Annotated in this window: 23 protein-coding genes, 1 other RNA gene and 1 pseudogene; 9 read left to right on the top strand and 16 right to left on the bottom strand. The window is 37.2% G+C overall.

Annotation, left to right across the window (positions count from 1 at the left end):
* Positions 1–2 precede the first annotated feature (2 nt).
* On the bottom strand, positions 3–1,880 hold the full coding sequence (locus AOR04_RS14155; protein ID WP_096793711.1) for a penicillin-binding protein activator: 1,878 nt from the start codon (positions 1,878–1,880) through the stop codon (positions 3–5).
* Between the two features lie 61 nt (positions 1,881–1,941).
* Between AOR04_RS14155 and rsmI the strand changes: the two genes are divergently transcribed.
* Positions 1,942–2,799, top strand: a complete 858-nt coding sequence (gene rsmI, locus AOR04_RS14150) for a 16S rRNA (cytidine(1402)-2'-O)-methyltransferase (RefSeq protein WP_096793710.1) — start codon at positions 1,942–1,944, stop codon at positions 2,797–2,799.
* A gap of 41 nt (positions 2,800–2,840) precedes the next feature.
* Positions 2,841–3,220, top strand: an RNA gene (gene rnpB / locus AOR04_RS14145) — RNase P RNA component class A.
* 289 nt (positions 3,221–3,509) lie between these two features.
* On the opposite strand, the gene AOR04_RS14140 is transcribed toward rnpB, so the two are convergent.
* The 7 genes from AOR04_RS14140 to AOR04_RS14115 all read right to left on the bottom strand — a co-directional run bounded on the left by AOR04_RS14140 (position 3,510) and on the right by AOR04_RS14115 (position 8,217).
* On the bottom strand, positions 3,510–4,109 hold the full coding sequence (locus tag AOR04_RS14140; RefSeq protein ID WP_096793709.1) for an SLATT domain-containing protein: 600 nt from the start codon (positions 4,107–4,109) through the stop codon (positions 3,510–3,512).
* Positions 4,110–4,268: 159 nt separating this feature from the next.
* Positions 4,269–5,657, bottom strand: a complete 1,389-nt coding sequence (locus tag AOR04_RS14135; RefSeq protein WP_096793708.1) for a reverse transcriptase domain-containing protein — start codon at positions 5,655–5,657, stop codon at positions 4,269–4,271.
* A gap of 60 nt (positions 5,658–5,717) precedes the next feature.
* Positions 5,718–6,563 (bottom strand): hypothetical protein, encoded by an 846-nt coding sequence (locus tag AOR04_RS14130; RefSeq protein ID WP_096793707.1) that lies wholly within the window; start codon positions 6,561–6,563, stop codon positions 5,718–5,720.
* A 209-nt stretch (positions 6,564–6,772) separates the two neighbouring features.
* Positions 6,773–7,285, bottom strand: coding sequence for a hypothetical protein (locus tag AOR04_RS14125; RefSeq protein ID WP_157770550.1), 513 nt, complete (start codon positions 7,283–7,285; stop codon positions 6,773–6,775).
* Between the two features lie 43 nt (positions 7,286–7,328).
* Positions 7,329–7,466 carry a hypothetical protein gene (locus AOR04_RS21600; protein ID WP_157770549.1) on the bottom strand — a complete coding sequence of 46 codons (138 nt, stop codon included), beginning with the start codon at positions 7,464–7,466 and terminating at the stop codon, positions 7,329–7,331.
* Between the two features lie 327 nt (positions 7,467–7,793).
* Positions 7,794–7,985 carry a hypothetical protein gene (locus AOR04_RS14120; protein WP_007378921.1) on the bottom strand — a complete coding sequence of 64 codons (192 nt, stop codon included), beginning with the start codon at positions 7,983–7,985 and terminating at the stop codon, positions 7,794–7,796.
* Positions 7,986–8,043: 58 nt separating this feature from the next.
* Positions 8,044–8,217: a DUF1328 domain-containing protein gene (locus tag AOR04_RS14115; protein ID WP_002961939.1), complete on the bottom strand. Its 174-nt coding sequence runs from the start codon at positions 8,215–8,217 to the stop codon at positions 8,044–8,046.
* A gap of 551 nt (positions 8,218–8,768) precedes the next feature.
* On the opposite strand from AOR04_RS14115, the gene AOR04_RS14110 reads away from it, so the two are divergent.
* The 5 genes from AOR04_RS14110 (at position 8,769) to AOR04_RS21725 (ending at position 13,249) form a co-directional block, all read left to right on the top strand.
* Positions 8,769–9,011, top strand: a complete 243-nt coding sequence (locus AOR04_RS14110; RefSeq protein ID WP_007583814.1) for an OadG family protein — start codon at positions 8,769–8,771, stop codon at positions 9,009–9,011.
* 11 nt (positions 9,012–9,022) lie between these two features.
* Positions 9,023–10,804, top strand: coding sequence for a sodium-extruding oxaloacetate decarboxylase subunit alpha (oadA, locus tag AOR04_RS14105; protein WP_096793705.1), 1,782 nt, complete (start codon positions 9,023–9,025; stop codon positions 10,802–10,804).
* 13 nt (positions 10,805–10,817) lie between these two features.
* Positions 10,818–11,948 (top strand): sodium ion-translocating decarboxylase subunit beta, encoded by a 1,131-nt coding sequence (locus AOR04_RS14100; RefSeq protein ID WP_007378925.1) that lies wholly within the window; start codon positions 10,818–10,820, stop codon positions 11,946–11,948.
* Positions 11,949–12,087: 139 nt separating this feature from the next.
* Positions 12,088–13,059: an aldo/keto reductase gene (locus AOR04_RS14095; protein WP_096793704.1), complete on the top strand. Its 972-nt coding sequence runs from the start codon at positions 12,088–12,090 to the stop codon at positions 13,057–13,059.
* Positions 13,060–13,072: 13 nt separating this feature from the next.
* Positions 13,073–13,249: a hypothetical protein gene (locus AOR04_RS21725; protein ID WP_007378927.1), complete on the top strand. Its 177-nt coding sequence runs from the start codon at positions 13,073–13,075 to the stop codon at positions 13,247–13,249.
* Between the two features lie 74 nt (positions 13,250–13,323).
* Here AOR04_RS21725 and AOR04_RS14090 read toward each other — a convergent pair whose 3' ends face one another.
* Positions 13,324–14,637 (bottom strand): peptidoglycan DD-metalloendopeptidase family protein, encoded by a 1,314-nt coding sequence (locus AOR04_RS14090; protein WP_096793703.1) that lies wholly within the window; start codon positions 14,635–14,637, stop codon positions 13,324–13,326.
* A gap of 323 nt (positions 14,638–14,960) precedes the next feature.
* On the opposite strand from AOR04_RS14090, the gene tyrS reads away from it, so the two are divergent.
* Complete coding sequence (gene tyrS, locus AOR04_RS14085; protein ID WP_096793702.1) at positions 14,961–16,160, top strand: tyrosine--tRNA ligase; 1,200 nt, start codon at positions 14,961–14,963, stop codon at positions 16,158–16,160.
* A gap of 63 nt (positions 16,161–16,223) precedes the next feature.
* On the opposite strand, the gene AOR04_RS14080 is transcribed toward tyrS, so the two are convergent.
* From AOR04_RS14080 to folE2, 4 genes are all read right to left on the bottom strand, one after another.
* Positions 16,224–17,168: a cobalamin biosynthesis protein CobD/CbiB gene (locus AOR04_RS14080; protein WP_096793701.1), complete on the bottom strand. Its 945-nt coding sequence runs from the start codon at positions 17,166–17,168 to the stop codon at positions 16,224–16,226.
* Positions 17,169–17,876 carry a 5'-methylthioadenosine/S-adenosylhomocysteine nucleosidase gene (gene mtnN, locus AOR04_RS14075; protein WP_008133796.1) on the bottom strand — a complete coding sequence of 236 codons (708 nt, stop codon included), beginning with the start codon at positions 17,874–17,876 and terminating at the stop codon, positions 17,169–17,171.
* Positions 17,877–18,001: 125 nt separating this feature from the next.
* Complete coding sequence (locus AOR04_RS14070; RefSeq protein ID WP_007378398.1) at positions 18,002–18,598, bottom strand: DUF2726 domain-containing protein; 597 nt, start codon at positions 18,596–18,598, stop codon at positions 18,002–18,004.
* Between the two features lie 115 nt (positions 18,599–18,713).
* Entirely contained in the window at positions 18,714–19,634 is a 921-nt protein-coding gene (gene folE2, locus AOR04_RS14065; protein WP_008133794.1) for a GTP cyclohydrolase FolE2, read from the bottom strand.
* 232 nt (positions 19,635–19,866) lie between these two features.
* Here folE2 and arcB point away from each other — a divergent pair, with 232 nt between their 5' ends.
* Positions 19,867–22,185: an aerobic respiration two-component sensor histidine kinase ArcB gene (gene arcB, locus AOR04_RS14060; RefSeq protein ID WP_096793700.1), complete on the top strand. Its 2,319-nt coding sequence runs from the start codon at positions 19,867–19,869 to the stop codon at positions 22,183–22,185.
* Between the two features lie 13 nt (positions 22,186–22,198).
* Here the strand turns inward: arcB and arcA are convergent, their stop codons facing one another.
* From arcA to AOR04_RS14045, 3 genes and pseudogenes are all read right to left on the bottom strand, one after another.
* Entirely contained in the window at positions 22,199–22,915 is a 717-nt protein-coding gene (gene arcA / locus AOR04_RS14055) for a two-component system response regulator ArcA (protein ID WP_007378395.1), read from the bottom strand.
* Positions 22,916–23,390: 475 nt separating this feature from the next.
* Positions 23,391–24,994: pseudogene (locus AOR04_RS14050) on the bottom strand (ATP-binding protein).
* A 149-nt stretch (positions 24,995–25,143) separates the two neighbouring features.
* On the bottom strand, positions 25,144–26,169 hold the full coding sequence (locus AOR04_RS14045) for a methyltransferase (protein ID WP_008133789.1): 1,026 nt from the start codon (positions 26,167–26,169) through the stop codon (positions 25,144–25,146).
* Positions 26,170–26,196: the final 27 nt, after the last annotated feature.

Genomic DNA, 26,196 nt, shown 5'->3' with positions numbered 1-26,196 from the left:
CTTTAATTACTTGTTTGTATTGTATTTGCTGATTGCATAAATAGTGGTATTGGGCGCTGCGTTTTTAACTGCACAGGTTTTATACGACGATTAGAATACTGCGCCCAATTTAATGTTCGCTCTATGTGCCCACTGCTGTTTATAGATAACTTACCGCTTAAACCACTAAATTCGTTGCCAGGCACAATACTTAGTTGCCTTATTTCTGGAAGTACTAATATTGCATCATACGCCATAGCAAATAAACGCTGGCTTATATCAACTTGTTCAGGCCATAAAGTGTCATATTGTGCTCGCAAGGTATGTAGTTTAACTTGTGAGTTAAGCATCCATGGGAGCTCAGTAAAATATAGTCCTTCTAGATCACCTTTATCTGTACGGTCAATTTGTTTGCTATGACTTTTTGAGCTGGCATAAAGTGGGATACGATCAGCAAATGTACTTACATTTACATCAAGGTAAGGTTTAATTAAACGGGTTTCTATTGCATCACCTAAAATGTAAATAACATCTATGTCACTACGCGATCGCGTTTCGTTCTCTACTTCTTGTTTAAAAAGTGCTTTTACAGTTTTTATACGCTCTTTAGACTTATCAACTTCTAGTAAGCTGGTAATTGTATTAGGCATGTCTTTTTTATCATTATACAGGCCAATCTGAGGTTTGGTTTCACTGTAGCGTTGCCACTGTAAATTAAAGTAGTCAATTAAACGTTGGCCATTTACATTATTAGGTGCAAGCAACATTGGTTTTTGGTAGCCCATGGCTAAAAAGTGTTCTAAAGCTTGTTCTACTTCGTGTTCAGGACTCAGTGCAAAGAAGTAATGCTGCAATGAAATACGCTCACCATCAAAGGTATTTAAATGCAGAGCCGGTATATTTATCAAGGCATTAGCTGCTGTAAGTTTATCAATATTGGCTTTTAACAAAGGTCCAACAACAAAGTCGGGGTTTATTTCCTCAATTTTAGCTGCAAGTTCTTCAGTGTTTAGGTTTTCATCTAGAAACAGAGTTTCACTAATGTTTTGTTTATCAAGCGCAGCTAGAACACCGGCTTTGAGTGCATCGCCTAATCGCTCATTTGGGCCTGATTGTGGGAGCAGTATAACCAAACGTTCTATATTTATAGGGGAAAACTCTGTAAACAATTCATCTTGTTTAGGTAATACCGTTACCGCTGGGTGTCCAACATAGCGGCGTCGCCAGTTATTGATTGCTTGATCTAACTCAACACCGCTGCTTGTATATACTTGATGATATAAGGCAAGGTTAGCCCAACCTTGTTGAATTACTGAACCTCGGTTAAAGCGCTCTAATGCATAAGATGACAGTTTTTTTAAGTTATCCCACAAGTTTTGATTAAGCTGTGGGATCTCAATATTATTCTTAGCTGCTGTCTCAGATGCCCTAAAGAAATAAGGGGCCGCTTTTTTAGGAAAATTTTGTGATGCGTAAATACTGGCAGTTAAAAACTGATGCCATGCAAAGTGCTCGGGTTGGGTTAGTTGCCCGTCTAGCGATTGTAGAATAACCAAGGCTTGAGCATTTTTATCCTGTTTTTTTTGCGCAAACGCAATATAAAGACGGTTTTGAATTTGATCAACACTGGCTGTTAATTCAAGGTCGCTACCTATTTTTTCTAGTAGCGGCCAGTTTTGCTCTGTAATAGCTGCATCTCTTGCGCTATACAACAATTGTATTTTATCAGCCCCTTGACGATTTTGAGCCAATTGATAGATAGATTGTGCGCTGGTAGCTTGATTTTTTAATGCATTTGCACTGTTACTGAAGTTATCACTGTTTTTAGTTGGTTTTTCGGTTGTGCTGCACGCCGATAACCCTGACAATATAATTAATAGACTAACTAGTTTAAGTCGCACAATGATTTCCCAATACGTTAACGCGATTTGCTTATATTACTGACTGACGCAGGAGACCTCAATGTTAAATGAGGAGAATTCACAGAAAATTGGCACTCTTTACATTGTAGCCACCCCAATTGGCAATTATGACGACTTAAGTCAGCGTGCAATCGCGACATTATCGCAGGTTGACTTAATAGCTGCTGAAGATACTCGCCATACCGGCAAGCTACTTAGCCACTTTGGTATCAAGGCTAAAACATTCGCATTACACGACCACAACGAAAAGCAAAAAGCACAACAAATTATTGATCAACTTAATCAAGGTTTAAATATTGCTTTAGTATCTGACGCTGGTACACCACTAATTAGTGATCCAGGCTACGCGGTTGTAAACTTATGCCGTGAGCAAGGCGCACATGTAACACCTATACCTGGTGCATGTGCTGCTATTACCGCCGTGTGTTGCTCAGGACTACCCACAGACCGCTTTCAATTTTTAGGCTTTACGCCGGCTAAAAGTAAAGCCCGCCAAGACTTTTTTACCGAAGCCGTTAATTCAAGCATGACCAGCATAATGTACGAAAGCACGCACCGTATAATGGCAAGCCTTGATGATTTAGCCCAAGCACTTGGCGACGATCAACAAGTCGTGTTTGCTAAAGAACTGACCAAAACGTTTGAAACATTTTTTAACGGCAGTGTAAGTGAACTAAAACAGTTTTTAACAAACGATCCAACCAAGCAACGCGGCGAAATAGTACTTATGCTGCCAGGTAAACCCAAGCAAGTAGACGACGTTCCGCCAGAAGCGCGCAAAATGTTGGCATTACTTGAAAATGAAATGCCAATGAAAAAAGCCTGTGGCGTGGTTGCCGAATACTTTGGAATGAAAAAAAACGCCTTATATAAAACAATTATTGAAGAAAAAGAGTAAATCTTACTGCGCTTGGCGCGAGCCTCATGTATACTGCGCGCCGAGTCAGCCAAGATGATCGCTGCCTGTGACGAAAATGATCAGGGGGAGGAAAGTCCGGGCTCCATAGGGCAGAGTGCCAGCTAACGGCTGGGGGGCGTGAGCCCACGACAAGTGCAGCAGAGAGGAGACCGCCAATCTTCGGATTGGTAAGGGTGAAAGGGTGCGGTAAGAGCGCACCGGGCCGCTAGTAATAGTCGGTTGCAAGGTAAACTCCACTCGGAGCAAGACCAAATAGGGTTCTATCATTTTAAATAATGAACGCGTGGCCCACGTGAGAACCGGGTAGGTTGCTTGAGCCATAGAGCGATTTATGGCCTAGACGAATGATTATCACTTTCTTCGGAAAGGACAAAACCCGGCTTACCGGCTGACTCACTCATTCAATAAAAAGCCCGCAGTTAACGCTGCGGGCTTTTTTGTGTTTAAATTTTAGGATAAGTTATTAGTTTTGAGCCGTATGATCGTGTACTCAGCTGAGTTTAAGCAAATAGCGATAAGCTAACAGTGGCAAATTATGATGTATGAAGTCAAGATTTGGTCCCATTGGCTTTCAAAAGGTTGTTGGTCATGAGCTTCCAAAGGTAGGATTACAGATAAATACACATGGCGTGACTAGTGTCAAAAGGTTAGAAGAAGTCGTGAACTCTTTTTAATTTTAAAAAATATTTCTACGCTCTATAAAACATAATTACTAGTGATATAAGCACAGGGACTATTACGAATATAAACCCAATAATAGTGTCATAATGTTTATAGTTTAGTTCTATTCTTAGTCTTTTAAATTTACTTATTTTCGCTATATTTGGAAAGTCATCAGGGTTTTGTAGCTGAAAATAAATATCATCTATTGTCTCATGATTCAGTAAATACTTTGCAGTTATTTGGTTGTATTCATTTGCTATAGCTGAAATTTTGTCTGTTTCAGTATTCGGAATGAATTGTAACTTTGAATAACAGCCATCGAGTTCAATTCCACATGAGTGGTGCCTTTCAGATTTTAGACCGTGCTCTTTACCATTTTCATATAAACCATAAGCCAAAATGATAATAGATATTATAATAGATATGAAACTGAGCCACTGTGATTGGTTTGTAGATATAGTAACTAGATTGGTCAGTTGAATAATACTAATGGCTAATAAATGTATCGATGAACATGAAGTGACAAATGTTAAGGTGCTATTTTTCTTCGCTAGCCTTCTGTAAGCATTAAACCTAGAACCCTTTGTTCGCCAAATTCTATTGTTTAGTAGTTCTTTATTATCCATAATCTTTTTTCCAAATAATGAGGGCACCCCTCTAGTGATTCAAGTAGTTATTCTCTAACGATAAGTTTAAGTTAGAAACTAGAAACAGCTTAAGCCGATATTATTACCTTAGCCCGTTATCTTAAGATAGGGACTTGCACATTTGTACAGGAGGGGTACCTAAGATATGTTACCAATATCTTCTTCTAATTTCACTAATCTTGTACTTTTAGCAATCTCAAACTTTCTTGCAATCTCTTCTTCTGTAAAATTCTGTGTATCTTGCTCATTAAGATAACCAAATTTAACTAAAAAACGAATTTTTTCAATTGTTGATTTGTAAACGCCGTAATTATGTATATAGCCATCAAATGTAGAGTATTTAGCTGAATAATGACTTTTAACAAGTGATTTTAGCTCTTTTGGGGGCTGCTTATTGAACATCTCTAATCGAGTAAATTGTTTACTAATAATAGAATCTAGTTTATGTAAACTATGAATATCGGTTATTTCTATGAAATAAAAGATCCACCCATATCTCTTCGTTTCAGTAATAGCTCCTGTAATCTTTTCATTAATATTTAATAAAAAAAGAGCTTTCATATGCTCAGGTGTTAACCACTTAGAATTTTCGACCCTATAATGAAAGTTTAACTTGAAGTCTGTAAACATAGCGATGATAGAGTTAATAAAGCGATCAATAGTAGACTCTCTGACAGATATTTTTTCAGATGAAATCTTATAACCTAAGTAATCAAATGGCTTTGAAATTAAACCTTTTTCAGTTTTGTCGTTTGTTTCTAAACCTATTTTTTTTAAAGCTTTATCGATTTGTTCCTCTATAGCTAATATTTCATATTCGTGAGCAAATATTAAAATATCATCCACATATCTTAAATATTTAATACCTATTTTAGAATGCTCCTTGTCAAAGCTGCTCATATAGATACCAGCAAGAACGTTAGAGATAGACAAACCTTGCGGAACTCCTCGTGTTCCATGATATTTTGATGAGTCTTTTTTCTTATAGTTTTTAGGTACAGTTTTGTTTTTGATAGCACGACGAATTAAAGCAATTACATGCTCATTATTTAGTCCGCCCAAGTAATTGTCTAAAAGGTTCGTATGATCTAAATTGTCATAGAACCCTTTTATATCTATTTTTAGGTAGTGGGTTTTTTCAAGGTCATTTTTACTTATTAGGTCTTTAATCTCTCTAATGAAACTATTCGGCAACTGCTTTTGAATACAGCTGTCGTAATAGTAGTGGAGAGTATCTTTTAAAGCACATAAGGTTAATTTATCTCTAATGGTAGGTTTCGATATTATCCTCGGAGTTTTCCCTCGGCCTTTAGATTTGACTATCTCTAAATATGGGCTGAAACGGTATTGAGAGCTCAGTACTTTTTTTGATATTCCTAATGAAATTAAACCAAGATTTTTTTCTATCTGTGCACTGCTTACTCCATCGATACCTTTACCTGTTTTATTTTTTATTTTTTCATGAAAAGTACTCTGTAACTTAGCTGGGGAAAAATTAAATAAAAACTGTTTTTCAAAATCTTCCATAAATTATAAATCCATAAATTTAGGCTTAAAAATTTGCTAGTAAGCAATTAATGCATTCTTCTAAGCAACTCTAATTCGTCTAAATGACATATACTTAGTAAAGCCTGTTTTAATTATTGCTTTCCCTTGGGTTGAAAATCCAACATGGCCTACAATGATAACATCTGAACCATCTAGTTCAGACACATCTTTAAGCTTGAAGTTTGTGAGCAGTTCCTCTTTCAAACGAGAATTAAGAGCTATACTTGGCTCTGTTCTATAATCACCATAGTTGAGCCAAAGATCTCCATTTTTATCTGTGCTCAGATTATTGACCTTTCCCCAGAAAATATAGTCTTTACCAATATGATTTCTAGTTACATTTTCTATTTTTACTAAGCTTTGGTTAAGTCCGCCTTCGATAACTACTCGTCCAGAATTAGCTACGATGGTAATCGTTTGATCATCATCGGCGTAGTCAGTATTGCGACATAGGTTGGTTAATAGTTGACGAAGAGATTTTCCTAAAGGGAAGCCATCTGAATTACCAATAGCTCTTTTTTTGGATTTACCTTTCCATTCGGATTCATCATCACCATGTTTATTATTATCATTAGACACATATATAGATTGTGTTGATGCTTTATCTAAATCTACCCTAATATCGCTATTTTGGTTTAATTCATCACCCTCATTCACCTCATGATCGTCTGAAATAAACTCTACAGTTGATGCATTGCAGCCATCTTTATGTTTTGCACCGAAGCATGCCATCCTGTTTACTTTCTGCGTTTCATAACCCTTTGTAAACCATGCTTTTACACCGCATTCTATACAATAAATTAAGCCACGATACTTATCTGGGTTATTTTCATAATCAGTGGTTGTGCAAATTGAATTATCTTCTTTATAGATGCAATTGAGCATTTACCGTCCTTAGTTCAAGTGCTATTTTTGTAAATATATAGCTTTCTTTATGCTTAGCATAAAGTTACATGTAAATGATATGAGCGTAAACAAGCAACTTCGAAATAATTGATGACCTATGTTAGTTGACAAAGGCTTAATATTTCAAGGATACTTTTTATAGTCGTGAGTGAGGGCATTCCGAATTATAAAGCTGCGTTTAGAGGCTGCTATGCAAAAATGCTAAGTAAGTCACTATTAAAAGTAATCCCAGTTAAATTATTTTCTTTCACAAGAGTTTTAAATGCGGCATTACAGTAAATTGATTTACCACCTTGCATGCTCGACTTAAAAATTAGATTTAGATCGGACTTAAAGGCCAGAGATTTTAGACCATCTTCAAATCCATCTAGATAAGCTTTTTCCGTCAAATCTTTATCTTCTTCTTCAAAAATTAGTGGATTGAATAAAAATAATTCTTTCTCACAATTCAATGGAACAAATTCCCCGCAGCCTTGTAAATGATTACCTATGGCCGTGTAAGCTTTTTTATTTAACACCAAGTAACTCGAAAATAAGTTTATATCATAGTCTTGTTGCTCAGCTTCTTTCTCAACTTTACAGTTAAACCCATTTTCTACAACGTCTAATATTTTAGCTTTCCCTCTTGGGAAATCATCCATAGCTATTTTCACTGCCTCGTTAAAACTGCTCTCTTTTTCTTTAGGAATTTGCTTTGCCATAGAAACAGTCGTGAGGTCGATTATGTCGTATGTTTTTGATGGCTTATGTATTTTGAAAATTACTAGATCCCTTTCCATAACTCATCCTTTTTTCAAATATTCTAGCAGGTAACATGCCTGTTCTAATAAGCATTTTTGTATTTCTAAGCTTATTTAAGAACACTGTCTTATCTGTAGCCATACTCTCACCTAACATTGCGCCAATCCATGTTTCATAGTTATATCTATGGATTTTACGATGCGGCGGTGCGTTAGTAGTTGATCAATCAATTATTTTGAGGTAAGAAAACCATGTTGGTAACAAGGTAAAAATTTCGTTATTTAGTTGTTCTATATCAGAGATTTTTAACGAAGTTGGTGTCTGATTTAATCCTTCAAATTGATTAAGTATTATTACGGATTGGTATCAGTGCGGTTTGACTCATTAGCTAAAATGGGGGAAGTTGTTCGATACTTATAAACAGGCAAAAAACGGCTCTTGAGAGCCGCTTTTTTAGTAAAAGAAGAATTAACAATTAGTTTCTTCAGCGTTTACGCCTTCTTTAACATTTTCACATGCATCTTCTACTTTGTTTTGCACGTCAGTTACTGCTTCGTCAATACGTTCACCTGCGTCTTCTGCATGATTGTCTTCACAACCCATAATGAAAAAACTTGCGAATAGACCGATTAGTGCTGCTTTTACAGTTGTTGAATTCATAATGTAATTCCTTGTAAGTGTTAATTAAGTATAAGTGTTTGTTAGTCCGATGGATTATCTACCTGGGCGATTTACCACGTAGTGCACCTGAAACTAATGAAATCACTAAAAGTACTAGAAAGATAAAAAATATAATTTTTGCTATACCAGCTGCGGCACCTGCGATGCCACCAAAACCTAACACTGCAGCGATTAAAGCAATAACTAAAAATGTGATTGTCCAGCGTAACATTGTTTTCTCCTTGGTTTATAAATTTTGCTCACAATAACTAATGCCAGTTACATGCCAAAGTGTATTGTTGTTTAATATCATGTGTTTATGTTTTTTTTGTGTGTTTTGGGCAATTAGTTGATTAGTAACTTTTACGCTTTGCTATGTAAGTTATTCACACCGTTACGCTTTGCTATGTAAGTTATTCACACCGTTACACATTGCTTGTAAATATTCACTAAATACATTTATTTTGGTAAGACCAATTAACAATTGATCCTTTGTTTTTGTGTTTCATATGATTTTTCATGTTTTTTTTATTTAACCGGATAGTTAATTAACAACTTATATATAACTATTAGCTATAGTCATTATTTCCTGTAACTATTGTAGGGTGCGTGATTGCAGGGTTCTGGTATGTAAATTAGTTGAGTTTTATGTTGATTATAGTTTAATTGGTTTTACCAATTTACAAGATGTAGACAAAATAATTAGTTTTGTTATTATCCAGTGAATAAATATTTAATTAAATCGATTTTTTATTTTCGATATGGGTTTCAAGGGGGAGAAAAATGGATATAGGTGCTCTACTCACAACGGCTGGTAGTTTAATGCTTACTGGTATGGTTGGGGTGTTTGTATTTCTGTCGATATTAATTGGTGCAGTAACGCTTATGTCTAATTTGGTGACGCGCTATAGCGAACCAGAAGCATCACCAGCTAAATCACCGTCTTTTAAATCTCAAGGTGTGCCTAATGAGCACATCGCTGCTATTAGTGCTGCCATTGCTCAGTACAAATCAAATAATAAATAAGGGGCACACACATGGCTAAATTAAAATTAACAGAATTGGTATTACGCGATGCGCACCAATCATTGCTCGCAACACGTATGCGTTTAGACGATATGCTACCGATTGCTAGCAAGTTAGATGATGCAGGTTATTGGTCTATTGAATCGTGGGGCGGTGCTACATTTGATTCGTGTATTCGTTATTTAGGCGAAGATCCGTGGGAGCGTATTCGTGCGCTTAAAAAAGCGATGCCTAATACTAAACAGCAAATGCTATTACGCGGTCAAAACCTATTAGGCTACCGCCATTACGCTGATGACGTAGTTGAAAAGTTTGTAGAACGCGCACATAAAAATGGCGTTGACGTATTTCGTATATTCGATGCAATGAATGATGTACGTAACCTAGAAACAGCGATTAAAGCGGCTATAAAAGTAGGCGCGCACGCTCAAGGTACTATTTCGTACACAGTTAGCCCAGTTCATACACTTGATATGTGGCTGACTCTTGCTAAGCAATTAGAAGACTTAGGCTGTCATTCAATTTGTATTAAAGATATGGCGGGCTTATTAAAGCCATATGATGCAGAAGAGCTTATAAAAGCGCTCAAAGAAACCGTATCGGTTCCAATTGCTATGCAGTGCCATGCTACAACAGGTTTAAGTACTGCGACTTATCAAAAAGCAATTGATGCTGGCATTGATATGCTCGATACCGCTATTTCATCAATGAGTATGACTTATGGACATTCTGCAACTGAAACTATCGTATCGATAGTTGAAGGGACTGAGCGTGATACTGAGCTTGATTTAAACCACCTAGAAGAAATTGCTGCTTACTTTAGAGATGTGCGTAAAAAATATGCGGCATTTGAAGGTAGCTTAAAAGGGGTTGATGGGCGTATTTTACTAGCTCAAGTACCTGGTGGCATGCTTACAAACATGGAAAATCAACTTAAAGAGCAAGGCGCAGCCGATAAGCTTAATGAGGTTTTACTTGAGATCCCACGTGTACGTGAAGATCTTGGTTTTTTACCTTTAGTAACACCAACGTCGCAAATTGTTGGCACTCAAGCGGTACTTAATGTGCTAACAGGTGAGCGTTATAAAACAATTACTAAAGAAACTGCTGGCGTATTAAAAGGTGAATATGGCTTAACACCAGCACCAATGAATAAAGAGCTACAAGAGCGTGTGCTTGATGGAGCAGAAGTTATTACTTGTCGCCCTGCAGATAATATTGCACCTGAGCTTGCAACGCTTGAAGCTGAGTTATTAAAAGAAGCGCAAGAGCAAGGCTTAACACTGGCTGATGACCAAATTGATGACGTACTAACTTATGCATTATTCCCACAAGTTGGTTTGAAGTTTATTAAAAACCGCAACAACCCAGATGCATTTGAGCCAGTCCCTTCTGTTGAAGATAAAAGCGGTAAAGCACCTTCTAAATCAGCTTCAAATAATAACAAAGTGAAGGCTGAGCAGTACAGCGTAAAAGTAGATGGTAAAGTTTATGACGTAGTAGTGGCGAAAGGTGGTGAACTTAAGGAAGTAACATTAAAAGACTCTGAGCACATTCCTCAATCTGCTTCGGTTGCATCAGGTGAAACACTTAACGCGCCTCTAGCCGGTAATATTTTTAAGATTAAGGTAAAAGCTGGGCAAGTTGTTAACGAAGGCGATGTAGTGATTATTATGGAAGCCATGAAAATGGAAACTGAAATACGCGCTACGCATACCGGAACAATTGCTGAAGTGTTAGTTAGTGAAGGCGATGCTGTAACTACCGGCGACGCTATGATTGCATTAGCTTAGGAGTAAATAGAGGATGGACGGTATTTTAAACCTCTGGAATGCGACAGGCATTGCTAACTTTACAATCCCATCGTTAATAATGATTGCGGTAGGGTGTTTATTACTGTTTTTAGCGATAGCTAAAGGCTTTGAACCATTATTATTACTACCTATTGGTTTTGGTGCAATTTTAACAAACGTACCAGTGGCAGGTTTGTCAGACCCAGGTGGGCTTTTGTACTACGTTTATTATGTGGGTATTGATACGGGGATTTTTCCGCTGTTGATATTTATGGGAGTGGGGGCGCTGACTGACTTTAGCGCGCTTATTGCAAACCCACGTATGTTGTTATTAGGTGCGGCTGCACAGTTTGGTATTTTTGCTACATTGTTTGGCGCTATATTACTTAACTATGTACCAGGTTTTGAGTTTACCTTACAAGATGCCTCAGCTATTGCCATTATAGGTGGTGCCGATGGGCCAACGGCAATATTTTTAGCATCAAAACTGGCACCTGATTTACTAGGCGCAATAGCGGTAGCTGCATATTCATACATGGCACTTGTGCCAATTATTCAGCCACCAATTATGCGTGCGTTAACGACACCAGAAGAGCGCCAAATTAAGATGCCTGAATTACGTAAGGTATCTAAAAAGGAAAAGATTATTTTCCCCCTTATGGTACTTAGTTTAACGGCAATGTTTTTACCGGCTGCTATACCGCTTGTAGGTATGTTTTGTTTAGGTAACTTAATGCGGGAGTCGGGTGTTGTTGATAGATTAAGTAACAGTGCTCAAAACGAAATCATCAATGTTACAACTATATTTTTAGGCTTAGCTGTAGGCTCAAAGCTTGCTGCAGATAAGTTTTTAACTGTTGAGACGATTGGTATTTTAGTGCTTGGCGCACTGGCTTTTGCAATTGGTACGGCATCTGGCGTATTTATGGCAAAAGGACTTAATCGAATATCTAAAACGCCTATAAATCCATTAATTGGGGCGGCAGGTGTATCGGCTGTGCCAATGGCGGCACGAGTAGTTAATAAAGTGGGCCTTGAAAGTAACCCACATAACTTTTTACTTATGCATGCAATGGGACCAAACGTAGCAGGTGTACTTGGTAGTGCCGTTGCTGCGGGTATTTTATTAGCACTTGTTGGCTAATAATTAAAGTGGTAGTTAATAAATGATTTAGCGCAGTTTACTGCGCTTTTTTTTGCTTTTATTTCTCGTCGTTAATAGTTTCTTGTTTCTGTATTTTTGTTTAAAGTGGATGTTCTTCGCAATTTTAAGGATAGTCATAATGCTCCACACACCTTTAGCAAAATATTTACCTAATGTTAGTAAGCTTGTATTTGGATGTATGGGTCTGGGCGGCGGTTGGAATAAAGACGCAATCACTGACGCACATGTTAAGCAAGCTCATGAATGTATAGATAACGCCATTGAAAGTGGTATTAACTTTTTTGACCATGCTGATATTTATACCTTTGGTAAGGCCGAGCAAGTATTTGGTAAAGCGCTAAGTGAGCGAGCAGAGCTTAGAGAACATATATATATTCAATCTAAGTGTGGGATTCGATTTGAAGATGACTTAGGGCCGAAGCGTTATGATTTTTCAGCTAAATGGATTGAGCAATCAGTCGAAGCGTCCTTAAAGCGATTAAACACAGAGTACTTAGATGTACTTATGTTGCACCGCCCTGATCCACTCATGGAAGTTGATGAAATTGCACGTGTGTTTAGTTGTTTAAAAGAAAGTGGCAAAGTACGCAATTTTGCAGTATCTAATATGCAGCAGCACCAAATGAACTTTTTACAACATGCGCTTGACATGCCAATTGTTGCCAATCAAATAGAAGCGAGCCTGCAAAAACATCAGTTTGTTGATGAAGGCATATATGCCGGTAACAGTGACGGTAAAGATCTTAATTTTACACCAGGCAGTATTGAGTACTGTCGCCATTTTGAAATCCAAATTCAAAGCTGGGGTAGTTTATGCCAAGGTTTGTACACTGGTAGTGATTTATCAAATGCATCGCAGGCCGATATAAACACCAGTATTTTAGTTAATAAGCTGGCAGCATTTTATGGTACTTCTGCTGAGGCAATTGTACTTGCATGGTTGCTTCGCCATCCCGCATCGATCCAACCAATTATTGGGACGACTAACGCTAAGCGAATTAAAGCCTCTTGTGATGCTGTAAATGTAGAGCTAACTCGTGATCATTGGTATGCACTTTATGTGAGCGCTAAAGGGCATGAGCTACCATAAGTAGGGCACTGATATGAATATATTCGTTATTTTAATTGGTTTGTTTGTAGCACTTGCTGTGCTTATTCCGTTACTTGAAAAGTATCAAACTAAAATAGGGCTCAACGGCGCAACCAAATACAGTAAATATATTTGGCCATTAGTGATGGTGTCTTTAGTTATTCAGCTCATATATGTACTAATGTACTAATGGTTTATAGCGTATACAAAAAAGCCTTTGCAGGTTAAACCTGCAAAGGCTTTTTTAATGTTTATTAATAAACTTTATTTAAGTGCTAACTGTAGCTCGCGATTGCGCTCAAGCTGGGCAATAAAGTTATCAGCAATAGGTTTAAACTTGGCAAGTTCTGAGCGAGGTAATGGCTCTGACTTAGGTAGTTTTACAGTTTTAGGGTTACGGTGAACGCCATTTACTAAAAATTCATAGTGTAAATGTGCACCAGTAACACGACCTGTAGAACCTACAGTACCAATTTGTTGGCCCTGTTTAACTTTTTGGCCCGTTTTAACTAGCTTCTTATTTAGGTGTAAGTACTTAGTTACATATTGCGTACCATGGCTAATAAATACGTAGTTACCGTTGTACTTGCTGTAACCCGCTTTAATTACTTTACCGTTACCAGATGCAACAACTGGTGTACCGGTGCGTGCTGCAAAGTCGATACCACGGTGCGCTCTAACTTGCCCAGTAACAGGGTGTAAGCGGCGAGGATTAAAGCTCGAACTAATATACTTAAAGCTTACAGGTGCACGTAAAAATGCTTTTTTCATGCTACGCCCTTCAGGCGTATAAAAATTGCCGTCGGTATGGCGAATAGCTGCAAAGCGCTGACCTTGGTTTACAAATTCAGCTGCAATAATCTTACCGGTACCAATAAACTCGCCATCAACATAGTGAGACTCGTAAATTAAGCCAAATACATCACCTTTGCGAATGTCGTTTGCAAAATCAACATCCCAACCAAATATGTCAGCAAAGTTCATTATTTGGCGTTCGCTTAAACCTGCTGCAATTGCTGAAGTCCAAAAGTTGTTAGATATTTCGCCGCCAGCGGTTTTGGTTAGCGTTTCAATTTCTTTGCTATCAATAGCTGTATCGTAGTTACCTTCTTCATTTAAGGTAACAAATAAAGTATCTGTTTTTGAAATTACATAGCGCAGTTGAGCTAAGGAGCCATCTTCAGCTGTCGCAAAACTAAGTATTTCACCTGGGTGAATTTTAGTCAGTTTGCGAGTCTCTGCATTAGTGTTAATTAGTTTATGAAGCGTTTGAGCCGAAAAACCAGCACGCTTAAAGATAATTGCTAAATTGTCGCCATTTTTAACTTTATGATCGACAAAGTCGTATTCTGGTAACTTTTCTGCTGCTTGCTCTGAATTTAACTCAGTTAATTTTTCGTTGTTATCAACTTTAACTTGTAACTCATAGCGCTTACCAATCTCTAGTGCATTTACACTATTATCTTTAGATGCAGTTGCTTTTTCAGAAGGAAGAAAGAGCAAGCCGGCAATAGCAGAAACCAAACCTAGAATAAGCAATTTGTGTTTTTTGGGGAGGGTGTTAACCACGTGAACCATAACGTGCCTTTTTCTGCTGTCAAGATAATAAATACATAATATTGCAGGATATACCTAATAATGTGCGAATACTAGTGTTTTGTAGATTTAAACTAACGCTGAATTGCGCTAGAATCGAGGTTTGAAGACCTTTTTTAACTGCTTCGTTAACTCAGACTATACGTATTATGTTTAGTTGCATTAATCACTTAAAAAGTTATTTTAATTAGGTAAAATTTGTTATGTTAGTTACATATATAATCTTGGTTTAAACCTGTATTAAATCGAGATAACGCAACTAGCTAGTCGCCTCTTTCGTTGGCAGAATTTTGGAGTAATACACAGTGGATTTACAAACCGCTCTTGCAGAGATAAAACGCGGTGCAGAAGAAATATTAATTGAAGACGAATTAGTTGAAAAACTAAAGACGGGTAAAAAGCTAAAAATAAAAGCGGGTTTTGATCCAACAGCACCTGATTTGCATTTAGGGCACACTGTACTAATTAATAAAATGAAAACCTTTCAAGATCTTGGTCATGAGGTTATTTTCTTAATTGGTGATTTTACAGGCATGATTGGTGACCCAACAGGCAAAAATGTAACGCGTAAACCACTTACTCGTGAAGATGTACTGGCTAATGCTGAAACGTATAAAGAGCAAGTATTTAAAATACTTGATCCAGCAAAAACAACAGTTGCGTTTAACTCTACTTGGATGGAAAAGTTAGGCGCTGCAGGTATGATAAAACTTGCTGCTAATCAAACCGTTGCGCGTATGCTTGAGCGTGATGATTTTAAAAAACGTTACGGCAGCGGTCAGCCAATTGCGATTCATGAATTTTTATATCCACTTGTACAAGGTTGGGATTCGGTTGCACTAGAGTCTGACGTTGAACTGGGTGGTACTGATCAGCGCTTTAACTTGTTAATGGGCCGTGAGCTACAAAAAGTAGAGGGTCAAAAGCCGCAAACAGTATTAATGATGCCATTACTTGAAGGCACTGACGGCGTTCAAAAAATGTCTAAGTCGCTTGGTAACTACATTGGTATTACTGATGCGCCAAACGATATGTTTGGTAAAATAATGTCAATTAGTGATGTGCTAATGTGGCGTTATTACGATTTATTAAGCGGGCTTTCTATTGAGGAAATTGCAGCTCAAAAAGAACGTGTTGAGCAAGGTACTAACCCGCGCGATATTAAAATTGAGCTCGCAAAAGAGTTAATAGCGCGTTTTCATAGTGAAGAAGATGCACAAGCTGCTCATAATGATTTTATTCAACGCTTTCAGAAAAAAGCGCTGCCAGATGAAATCCCTGAGCTGACAGTAACAATTGCCGAAGATGCTATTTTAATTGCTAACTTGCTTAAAGAAGCAAACTTAGTCGTAAGTACATCAGAAGCAATGCGTATGATTAAGCAAGGTGCAGTTAAACTTAACGGTGAAGATAAAATCACCGATACCAAACTTGAAATAGCAAAAGGCACAACGGCTATTTACCAAGTAGGTAAACGTAAGTTTGCAAACATCACTGTAGCTTAAACACAGTTTAAAAACGTAAAAACCAGCCTCGGCTGGTTTTTTTGTGCTCGTATTTTGAGCCCTTTAAATCACTTTTAATATTTCTATGCTGACTATCACTAACAACCAAAATACACGTGCCTGATTCAGTCTATTAATTATTACGGGTACATCATTGGGTGTGGGTAATCTATCAGTACCAATACGCATTTTATTAAAGCGAGTTCCAAAATAAACAGCTGGTCCGCCTAGTTGTACCCCAATAGATGCAGAACATGTACTGAGTAGCCAGCCCGTATTTGTTTGATAAAAGTGCCGGCCATAATGCTTTATATAATGCATGCTTTGTTTGCTTGCTCTACTCGCTGCAATAGTTAAAGCGAGTAAGCGCATAGGAATAAACTCAATGATAAACAAACTTACTTTAAGTGGCTTTAAAAACGGGCTGTTAGGAAAGATATCTCCACGCCATGCTTGCAGTATTAAGGTAAGTAGTCGATAAGCAAGGGCGGCAATGGGGCCAAAAGCTAAAAATATAAATATAACTACGAAATAGTATCGAGCAGTGCGCAGTATTAAACTCTCTATTAATGCTTTGATAATACCAGCAGATGAAAGTCTGCTTACTTCACGGGCAAGCAGTGGTTTTAGTAATTCGCGTGCTGTCGATTTTTGATTTTGTTTAGTTAGTTTTGCAATACGCAGCGCTTTTTTATCAATACTTTTACTTTCGAGGCATAAATATAAAATAAGGCCTGCGAGTAATTCAGGGTAAAAAGCGAATTCAAGCAATAGCACCACAATAATGAGAATGACACTTAAAATAAGCGTGCTTGCGAGTGTTGCAGCTAAATATTGGTAACTTTTAGGTTCTTTGCTTTTATATATACGCTTACCAATAGCACTAAAAACAGCATTTAACGCTGTATTGGGGTGATACCAACTAACAAGAGGAATAAAGCGCTCAGCAAAGAGCGCTATAATAAAGGCAATAAAGTCCAAATGGTTCTGAACAATATTGCTAAGCATTTACAGAGATACTGCCGTTAGCTTTTCTAAAAGTGCAACAACCATTTTAGATGAATTGATTGATGCTGTTTCTAGGTATTCTTCAAATGACTGCGGTGATTCTTTTCCTGCAATATCAGACATCGAACGAATAACCACAAATGGTGTATTAAGCGTAAAACATGTTTGTGCAATTGAAGCACCTTCCATTTCAACGGCAAGCATTGTAGGAAAATCGCTGCGTGCTTTATCAATGCGTACAGGGTCACACATAAATGTGTCGCCAGTACAAATCAAGCCCACTAATGTTTTAACATCACTAATTTTTGCGATTGTTTGCTCTGCTGCTTCAACCAATTTAGGGTGAGCTGCAAAGCCTGCTGGCATTTGTGGTACTTGGCCAATCTCATAACCAAAAGCAGTGACGTCTACATCATGGTGACGTACTTCTGACGAAATGACTACGTCGCCAACACTTAGCGATGGATCGAATCCACCGGCTGAGCCTGTGTTAATTACGCAGTCAGGTTTAAAGTTATCGATAAGTAAGGTGGTTGCAATAGTTGATGCCACTTTACCAATACCAGATTGAACAAGTGTTACTGTGTTACCAGCTAGTTCGCCAGTATAAAAAGTGAAACCTGCTTTAGTTAAAATTTGTGGATTTTGCATAGCTTCGCGTAAAATTTTAACTTCTGGCTCCATTGCGCCAATAATACCAACATTCATAATGTTTAATTCCTGAGTTTGAATGACTTGATTATACGTGAAGTTAGCCATAAAAAACAAAAAAGCGAGCAGTTTTCACGGCTCGCTTAAAATACTTTTAGAAACGTGTTTAGCTCAGAGTATTACTAAATTTCAGCTAAAGCTGTTGTTTGTGCCTTTGCTTGAGAAGGTGATAGTACTGCCGGTTTATGAACACGATTACGAATTGGGCGTTTTGCTTGAGAGGCGCCAGGTTTACCAATTTTATACATAATAGCATCGCGTACTTCAGAAGGGCGGTATCCCGACTTTACTTTCATTCGAATATGAGGAATACCTGCTGCTTCAAGTGCACCATTAACAAACCAATCACGCTGTGCTTTGTGGCCATCTTTATTTGCGTTATTAACTAAATCAACTGCGGCTACAATAGTCATTTTATCTTTATCGATTAATACAAAATCAAGTTGTTTATTTTTTGCTTTAGCAATTGCTGCACGTTTAGATTTAGGTGATAAGCCTTCTTTACAATCAATTACATCGACTAATTTTACGCGGCTTACAATTTTGTATTGATCGCCAACAGCACGTTCTAATAAACTTAAAAAGGCACTCTCTACTTGTGTAAATACGCTCTGCTTGCGAGTAAATGGATACGGATTCCCACCATCGTCACTAAATTTTGATACAACAACAGACGCACCCACAACTAATACTAAAATAGATAATAAAGCGAATTCCATACGGTAACCTCATAACAACAAATTGACACTGCATAACTAAAGCAATTAGTGTGCCTAAATAATGTGTATTAAGGTTTTATTGTTATCGCGTTTTTATGCTTTATTCAGTTTATGGTTAAGCTTGATAACCGTTAGTGAGCCCTTTAACTGCAATAGCAACTGCATCATGGGCATGGAGTGATTCATAATGGTTTATTTGTAGCCAATAATCTGCGTAATTATTATGTTCAAGTAATGCTTTTATTTTACGTGCAGCATCTTCGCAAAACATTAAGTTTTGACCATTCAAACGAGCAAACTCCTGTTCATCTTCGCGCTTAACTGCGGCTTGAACAGGTGTTTTTAGTTCCTCCTCAAGCATGTTTATTAAATTTACGACGTCAAATTCATCAGTTTTGCTATTAAGTTTTACTTTTACATTAGCAATAGAGCGTTGTGAGTGAGGGGTGGCAACAATACCTTGCGTTGTACCAAGCCACTCATGTACGTCTTTCTGGCTTAGTGTTTCTTGATTAAACTTCTCACTAAATGCATTTTGTATCAGCTGACGAGCAAGCGCCGCTGAACAGGGACAGGTTGAAGAATAAGTAACGTCGACTGTTAGCTCATAATGAATATTGTTATTTTCAAGTGTACTAGTGAGCGTAATTGGATAGCTTTTCCAACCTGTTTTACCACTTAGTAGTGATTTACGGCGTAATGGTAGTTCAAATTTAAATTCAATTTGTGCTTTATCGCTCAGGCCTTCGTGACTAGTAATAAATGTATCGAGTGCTTGCGCTATAGTTTGAGGGTTAACTTGCTGCTCAGTAGACAACATATCAAGGGCTAAAAATAGGCGCGACATATGAATGCCTTTAGCCTCTTCTTTGTGAAGGTTAACAAATGCACGGGCTTTAGCATTAACAGTAACAGGCGCTAAATCACGGGATTCGAAAATGAATGGCAGCTCAATTTCACCCATACCAACCCAGTCTAATTTACCTGTTTGTAAAGCGGGGGCGGTGTCAGCTATATCGGGCATATTAGTTTGCATGGTATGTTACTCGTTAATTGCAATGATAAGGCGTCGTATTTTACACGAAATAATCATCTCCTGAAATGAGGACTTTAATAGTGTTTACTTTCGAGCATGAATTTTTTCTGTTTTTGTCGCACAACATGAAAATAGCTAATAGAAAAATGCTAAAATCGGCAAAAATAGTATGTTTAGCAATTTTTACTGCCTTACTTATGTTTAAGCACACCGCTAAGAGATAAAATTACGTATGACCGATTATTCTTTGAGCCCTTGGGTTCGGGTACTTTCCAGCTTAATAACACGATTTGGTGAGTTTAAAACTGCCGCTATTTGTTATTCTTTATTATTAGCCGCATCTCTTATTCTATCGAGCATGTTTTATTATGTCGCAATAGGTGAATTTCACTTTGTTGATATTTTAGCCGTGGTTTTTTTTGCTGCTGTTGTGTCTCCGCTAATTATTAGTGTGCTACTCAATTCAATCCGTCAGTTAGACGCCTCATATGCATATTTAGATAGCGCAACCAAACAAGAAAAATTACTAAATCAGACGCTTAAAGATAATATCAGCCGATTAAATATTGAAATTGATGAACGTAAAATGGCATTTCATGCTAAGCATCGCGCTATTGAAGAGTTACGCCGAGAAATAGCAGAACGTAAAAAAACACAGCAAGAGTTAGCACAACAAAGTATGTTGCAACGCTCTATTGTTGACTCATCACCTGATTTATTTTATTACCGCGATAACAATGGTGTGTTTGCTGGATGTAATAAAGTATTTGAAGAAGTAATGGGAAAGTCCAGCAGTGAGCTTATTGGTAAAACAGTTGAGCAAATATTTCCAAGTGATTTTCTATCTGAAGTTTTAAGAACCGATAAAGAAGTAGAGCAAAATCATCAACCCCTAACTATCGATGTGGGTTACGAAGTAAACGGTGAAACTCGTTGGTTTGAACTACGTAAACTTCCTTTTATTAATGATGAGGGCGATTACATAGGTTTACTTGGCTTTGGCCGTGACATCACCAGCCGAAAAGAAGCCGCGCAAGCACTTGAAACAGCCTATAAAGACAAAGGTAAGTTTATTGCAACATTGAGTCATGAGTTACGTACTCCGCTAAATGGTATTGTTGGGTTAACTCGGATGTTACTTGATACGGATCTTAATAAACAGCAACGCAGTTGGTGTAATACAGTCTTCTCGAGTGCTGAAACATTAGGTAATATTTTTAACGATATTATAGATTTAGATAAAATAGATAGAGAACAACTCGATATAGCCACTAATTCAATTAATGTTTCTGACTTTATTAATGACGTTGTGAATTTTGCTGGGCTTATTGCTGAACAAAAAGAACTAAAGTTTAATATTGAGCGTCATGGTGTGCTTGACGTATATGCAGAGTTAGATCCGACCAGATTGCGCCAGGTTGTATGGAACTTAATTAATAACGCTGTTAAGTTTACTCAGCAAGGTGAAGTTAAGCTTGTTTGCCGTAGAGAAAATCGCTCTGAAGGCGCTTGGTTAGTCATGAAAATTTCAGATACAGGCCAAGGCATACCGCAAGAGCAACTCCCACGAATATTTGATATGTATTATAAAGCACCAGATATAAAAGGGACTAATGCAATTGGTTCAGGAATAGGACTTGCTGTTACGAAGGCCTTAGTGAGTGCTATGAATGGTATTATCACTGTCGATAGTACCGAAGGGAAGGGCAGTTGTTTTACGGTTCAAATACCGTTAAGCCTCTGTATTGCTCCAACGGAACAAGGTTATGTTGGTCGAAGCCTGCATATTTTACTGGTAGAAGATGTGCCGCTCAATGCAGAGATTGCGACTAACTTATTAGAGCAGCGAGGACACGAAGTATTATGGGCTGAAACAGGTGAAGATGCTCTATCTTTTGTTGAAACTGAAGACGATTTAGATTTGATTTTACTTGATATGCAATTACCAGATATAAATGGTGACGAAGTAGCTAGGCAGATACGAGCAGATAGTTATTTTGATAAATTACCGATTGTTGCACTTACTGCTAACGTTCGAAGCGCAGAAGAAGAGCTTGCGGGAATATCAATACAAGGAGCACTTGCTAAACCTATTAATACAGTGAAACTTGATAAAATGCTTGCTGACCTATTCGATATTAAAAAAATAGAGAATAAAGCGCCTCAGTTAAAAGTGAGTGCAGAAGCACTTAAAGGCATTAATGCTCATTTACTCGATGTTGAGACAATAGAAGACTTTGTTAACTCAATGGGAGTGGTGGTATTTAAACGCAGTAGTCAGTTGTTTGAAAAGTTAAACCCACAATACCAACAAGAGTTACTTGCTTCATTAAATAGCGGTGATAGAGAAGAGTACAAATCGGTAGCGCACAAGCTTAAAGGAGCCGCTGGATCTGTTGGTTTAAATGATGTGCAACTTCATGCAAAAGTAATGGAATATGGCGCTATTGATGAAACTGATGAAGTTTTGAACGAATGGTTAGATGTTCTAGCAGATAAAATAAATGAAGGACAACAAGCCCTTCATTTATTTTTACAGCAATTAGAGTAAATGTTCGTCCTAATTAGCTATCAATTTTACCAATAAAGCGATAACCCTCACCATGAATAGTGCTGATTAACTCTGATGTTGAGTTGTCGCTTTCAAAGTGTTTACGAATACGACGAATTGTAACATCAACAGTACGGTCGTTTGCACGAAGCTCACGGCCCGTCATGTGTTTAATTAATTGCTCACGGCTAAAAATGCGGCCAGGAGAATCAAGCATTAAACGCAGCGCTCTGTACTCACCTTTAGGTAAACGCTTAGCATCACCATTGGGAGATGTTAGGCAACGGCTGTTTTCATCAAGTTCCCAACCATTAAATGTAATAACACCATTTGTTTCTAGTGCTGATTCTTCACCACCTAGCGCTGTACGTGTAATTAGGTTACGCGCTCTAATTGTCAGTTCGCGTGGGTTAAACGGTTTAGTGATATAATCATCAGCACCAATTTCAAGCCCCAAGATACGATCAACATCGTTATCTCGACCCGTTAAGAAGATAAGGCCCACTTTGCGCTTTTGGCGTAATTCACGAGCTAATATAAGACCGTTTTTACCTGGAAGATTGATATCCATAACTACAAGATTAACGTCATCGTTATTTGTAAGCTTGTCATGCATGTCATCGCCATCAATGGCTTCAATAACTTTGTAACCTTCAGCTTCAAATAAACTAACGAGGTTTAGTCGAGTTACGTCTTCATCCTCTACGATTAGAATGACTGGCGTTTGCATTATTAATTAACCTTTTGGATTATTTACAAAAAAATCGGTATTACACATAAAACCGATTACTAGAGATTATAGGATTATATCCAATTGTTAACAAGAAAAAACAATGTGGATAAATTTCAAACAGTAGCGTGTTCAAAGTTTACTAAAAAGGGCCGTGCAAAAACTACTGTTTAATAGATATATCTACGGATGTACTCATTTGAATAGTAAAGTCGAAGCCATTTTCTTTTAATAATCGATACATCCATCAATTATGTAAAAGTGCTTAAAATAATCAAACCAATTCAAAGCGAAATTATATCATCATCTAACCTTTCATCAATGTATGTGATATCACAAAGATGATAAAGTTCACAAATGACTTCGTATTAATTATTTAATATTACGTATTTTACCACATGCACTCTTTATGTGGTCATTAAGTAGTAATTCAAGGACTAAATTTTAAATTAATGTACTTTTTAGTTATATTCCATTAAGGAATTGTAATTATAAAGCGTGCACCCTGTTGTTCTTCTAGATCAAAGAGTATTCGCCCCCAAGTGATTGCGTAACTAAATTATAAACTAGATGCATTCCAAGACCACTTGCACCTTGCCCTCTTTTAGATGTAACAAAGGGGTCAAAAATTCTATGCTTAATACTGTTATCTACACCTTGGCCATTGTCACTATAAACGATAGTGAGTTGTTTCCCGATTAGCTCAATATCAAAGCGTATTTCGTTGTTTTCAGCATCTAAAAAACCATGAATTACAGAATTAAGTAATAGTTGTTGAAATATTTGCTGTAAGGGCTCTGATTTACTCTGTATGGCTAAATCAGTAGGACAATTAATAGTAACGACAGGGTTTTTATCGGTAAGCTCGGATTGCATTGATGTTAGAACATCGCTGATAAGCTTATGGATGTTTAAATTGGTATTGTCACCATCATCTTGGAGAACCGCAACTTTTTTAAAGTTAGAAATTAAATCAGCAGCGCGATTTAAGTTACGATAAATTAAATCAAGATTTTCTATACCTTCATCTATAAAGTTTTTTAATTGGTTAGACGTAAGTTTTTTATCATCAAAGCTTAGTTTTATATCAGCGAGTTTATCACGCAACAACGTAGAGCCGGTGATCCCAAGTCCAATCGGTGTATTAACCTCATGAGCAACGCCTGCAACCATTTGCCCAAGTGAGGCCATTTTTTCATTTTCTACAATTTGTGTTTGATACTGGTGCATACGCTCAAGTGTCGTTAAAAGATCTTGATTTGCTTCTCTAAGTGCAATAGTACGTCGATTTACTTTTTCTTCTAGATTCTGGTTTAGTTGTTTTATTTCTTCTTTATCTTTTTCGTGTCGGGTAAGTTGCTTTTGAGTTCGGGCAAGCATGATATTTAAACTGTTAGAAAGCGCGGTAATTTCTTTTACATTGGTTGATGGCGCTCGTGCGTCGTAATTATGGTTCTTTGATACGTCTTGCAATAGTCTGTTTAAATGCTCAATTGGCTTTGCAATCCGTTTTTGTACTTTTATAGCAATAAAGTACACCACAATAAGTATTAGTAGCGTTAAAAATATATCGATTAGTATTTTTTGTTTTATATATACATCAAGGCTTTCAAGGCTTCCACGCATGTAAACGTAGCCAACTAATTTTTCATCATTTAAAATTGGGCGTATAAGTTCAATATATTCATTGTTGATACGTGGTGTTTCTAATTCGTCAATGCTATCTATTCTAAGTGGCACCGGAGGTGTTTTTTTTGCATTAAAACTGATAAAAAAAACTGGTTTTTGTGAGGTTTTTTCTATTGAATAAATATGGATGTTTTTAACAAGTGGGATTTTATCAAACGATTTAAGCCGTCTTTCTTCATTTTTTCTATTGTTTGTTATTACAGAGTTTCCTGCATCAAAAGCAACAATTTCAGAAAGAATAACCAGTTTGCTAATAATTAACTGCTTTTGTTCTTTAACACTTAAATAAGTTGAAATAGAAATAGATAACGACAAGCAAATAGCTGTTATAAGCATAATTAAGTTTATTAGCGCTTTGCGAATACTGCTTTGATGTACTTTTTTAGGCATTATTTGATCGTCGCCTGAGTTAATTTAATTAGTTAAGGTTATAGTTTAGCAAAGACGCAGAAAAATGAAGGAAAAAACGAGGCTAATTCTTATATTTATTCGAAAGTTAGCGCGAGCACTTAACGTGCTCAATCAGTTAAATATTTAAATTAGCTACTATAAACAGCAAATTTATTATTTTTAAATACCGTTTGATAGTCTGCAAATTGAGACTCTAGAATAGGCGGGTACTTTAAAAAGCTGTTAGCAACAATATTCAGCTTGCCCACTTTCGTCAAATGTAATTTTGCGTTTGCAAGAAAAGTTTCAGCAACAGTGTAATCAGTTGCAATACCAGTATGAAATGGTGGGTTACTTACAATTAAATCAAATTTCCCGCTAATATTTTTCAGACCATCGCTTAATATAGCAATGCCTTTTATACCATTTAGCTTTAAAGTTTGTTCTGTTGCATATGTTGCTAAGGCGCTAACATCGCTACAGACAAACTCAAGGGCTGAGTTTTGCAGTCCTAAATAGGTTGCTATTAAACCTGCGCCGCAGCCAAAGTCGAGCACTTTACCTTGTTTTATCGTTGGTGCGTTTTCAAGTAGTATTTTTGTTCCTGCATCCAAACTGCCGTGGTTAAATACCCCAGGAACACTAATAGCTGTAAACTCAGTGTCGGCAACATTAACAACAAACTTTTTGTGATAGGTCGTAATATCAAAGTGTGGGTGTTTGGTTATTTCAGCAAATGAGTAAAGAACGCAGTGCTTAGCTGAATCAATCTTGTTACTAAACTCAGCTTTACCAGCTAATTGTTTTTCAATTGATTTAACACCACTTTTGTTTTCACCTACCACCAATAGCTCGGCATCATCAGTAATAGCAGAGCGGATATTATCAAGTGCCATAAGTAATTCTGGTTTTGATTTAGGGTAGTAAAGAATAACTAAATCGTAGTCGTTACCAGGTATTGTGTGACTTACATGAATATCAACATCTTTGGTGTTTTTAGCAAACTCTCCGTTAGCATGGTTGTAGCTAAATGCAGTTACTTTGCTTTGCGGGTTAAGTTCTTTAAGCTCTGTTAAAAAGCCATCTTGAACAAAGTTGACCACCAAGATAGATTTACCCGTTAGTGCCTCGCTATTTCGAAGTAACAGTAAACTTGGGTTGGTTAATACGCTCATAAATGGCTTTGCCTTACAGTATGTTTA

Origin of the sequence: Pseudoalteromonas sp. 1_2015MBL_MicDiv (assembly GCF_002407505.1) — a bacterium.
Taxonomy (GTDB): Bacteria; Pseudomonadota; Gammaproteobacteria; order Enterobacterales; family Alteromonadaceae; genus Pseudoalteromonas; species Pseudoalteromonas fuliginea.
Note: the sequence above shows the minus strand (reverse complement) of the source record. Positions and strands in the feature narration are given on the sequence as shown.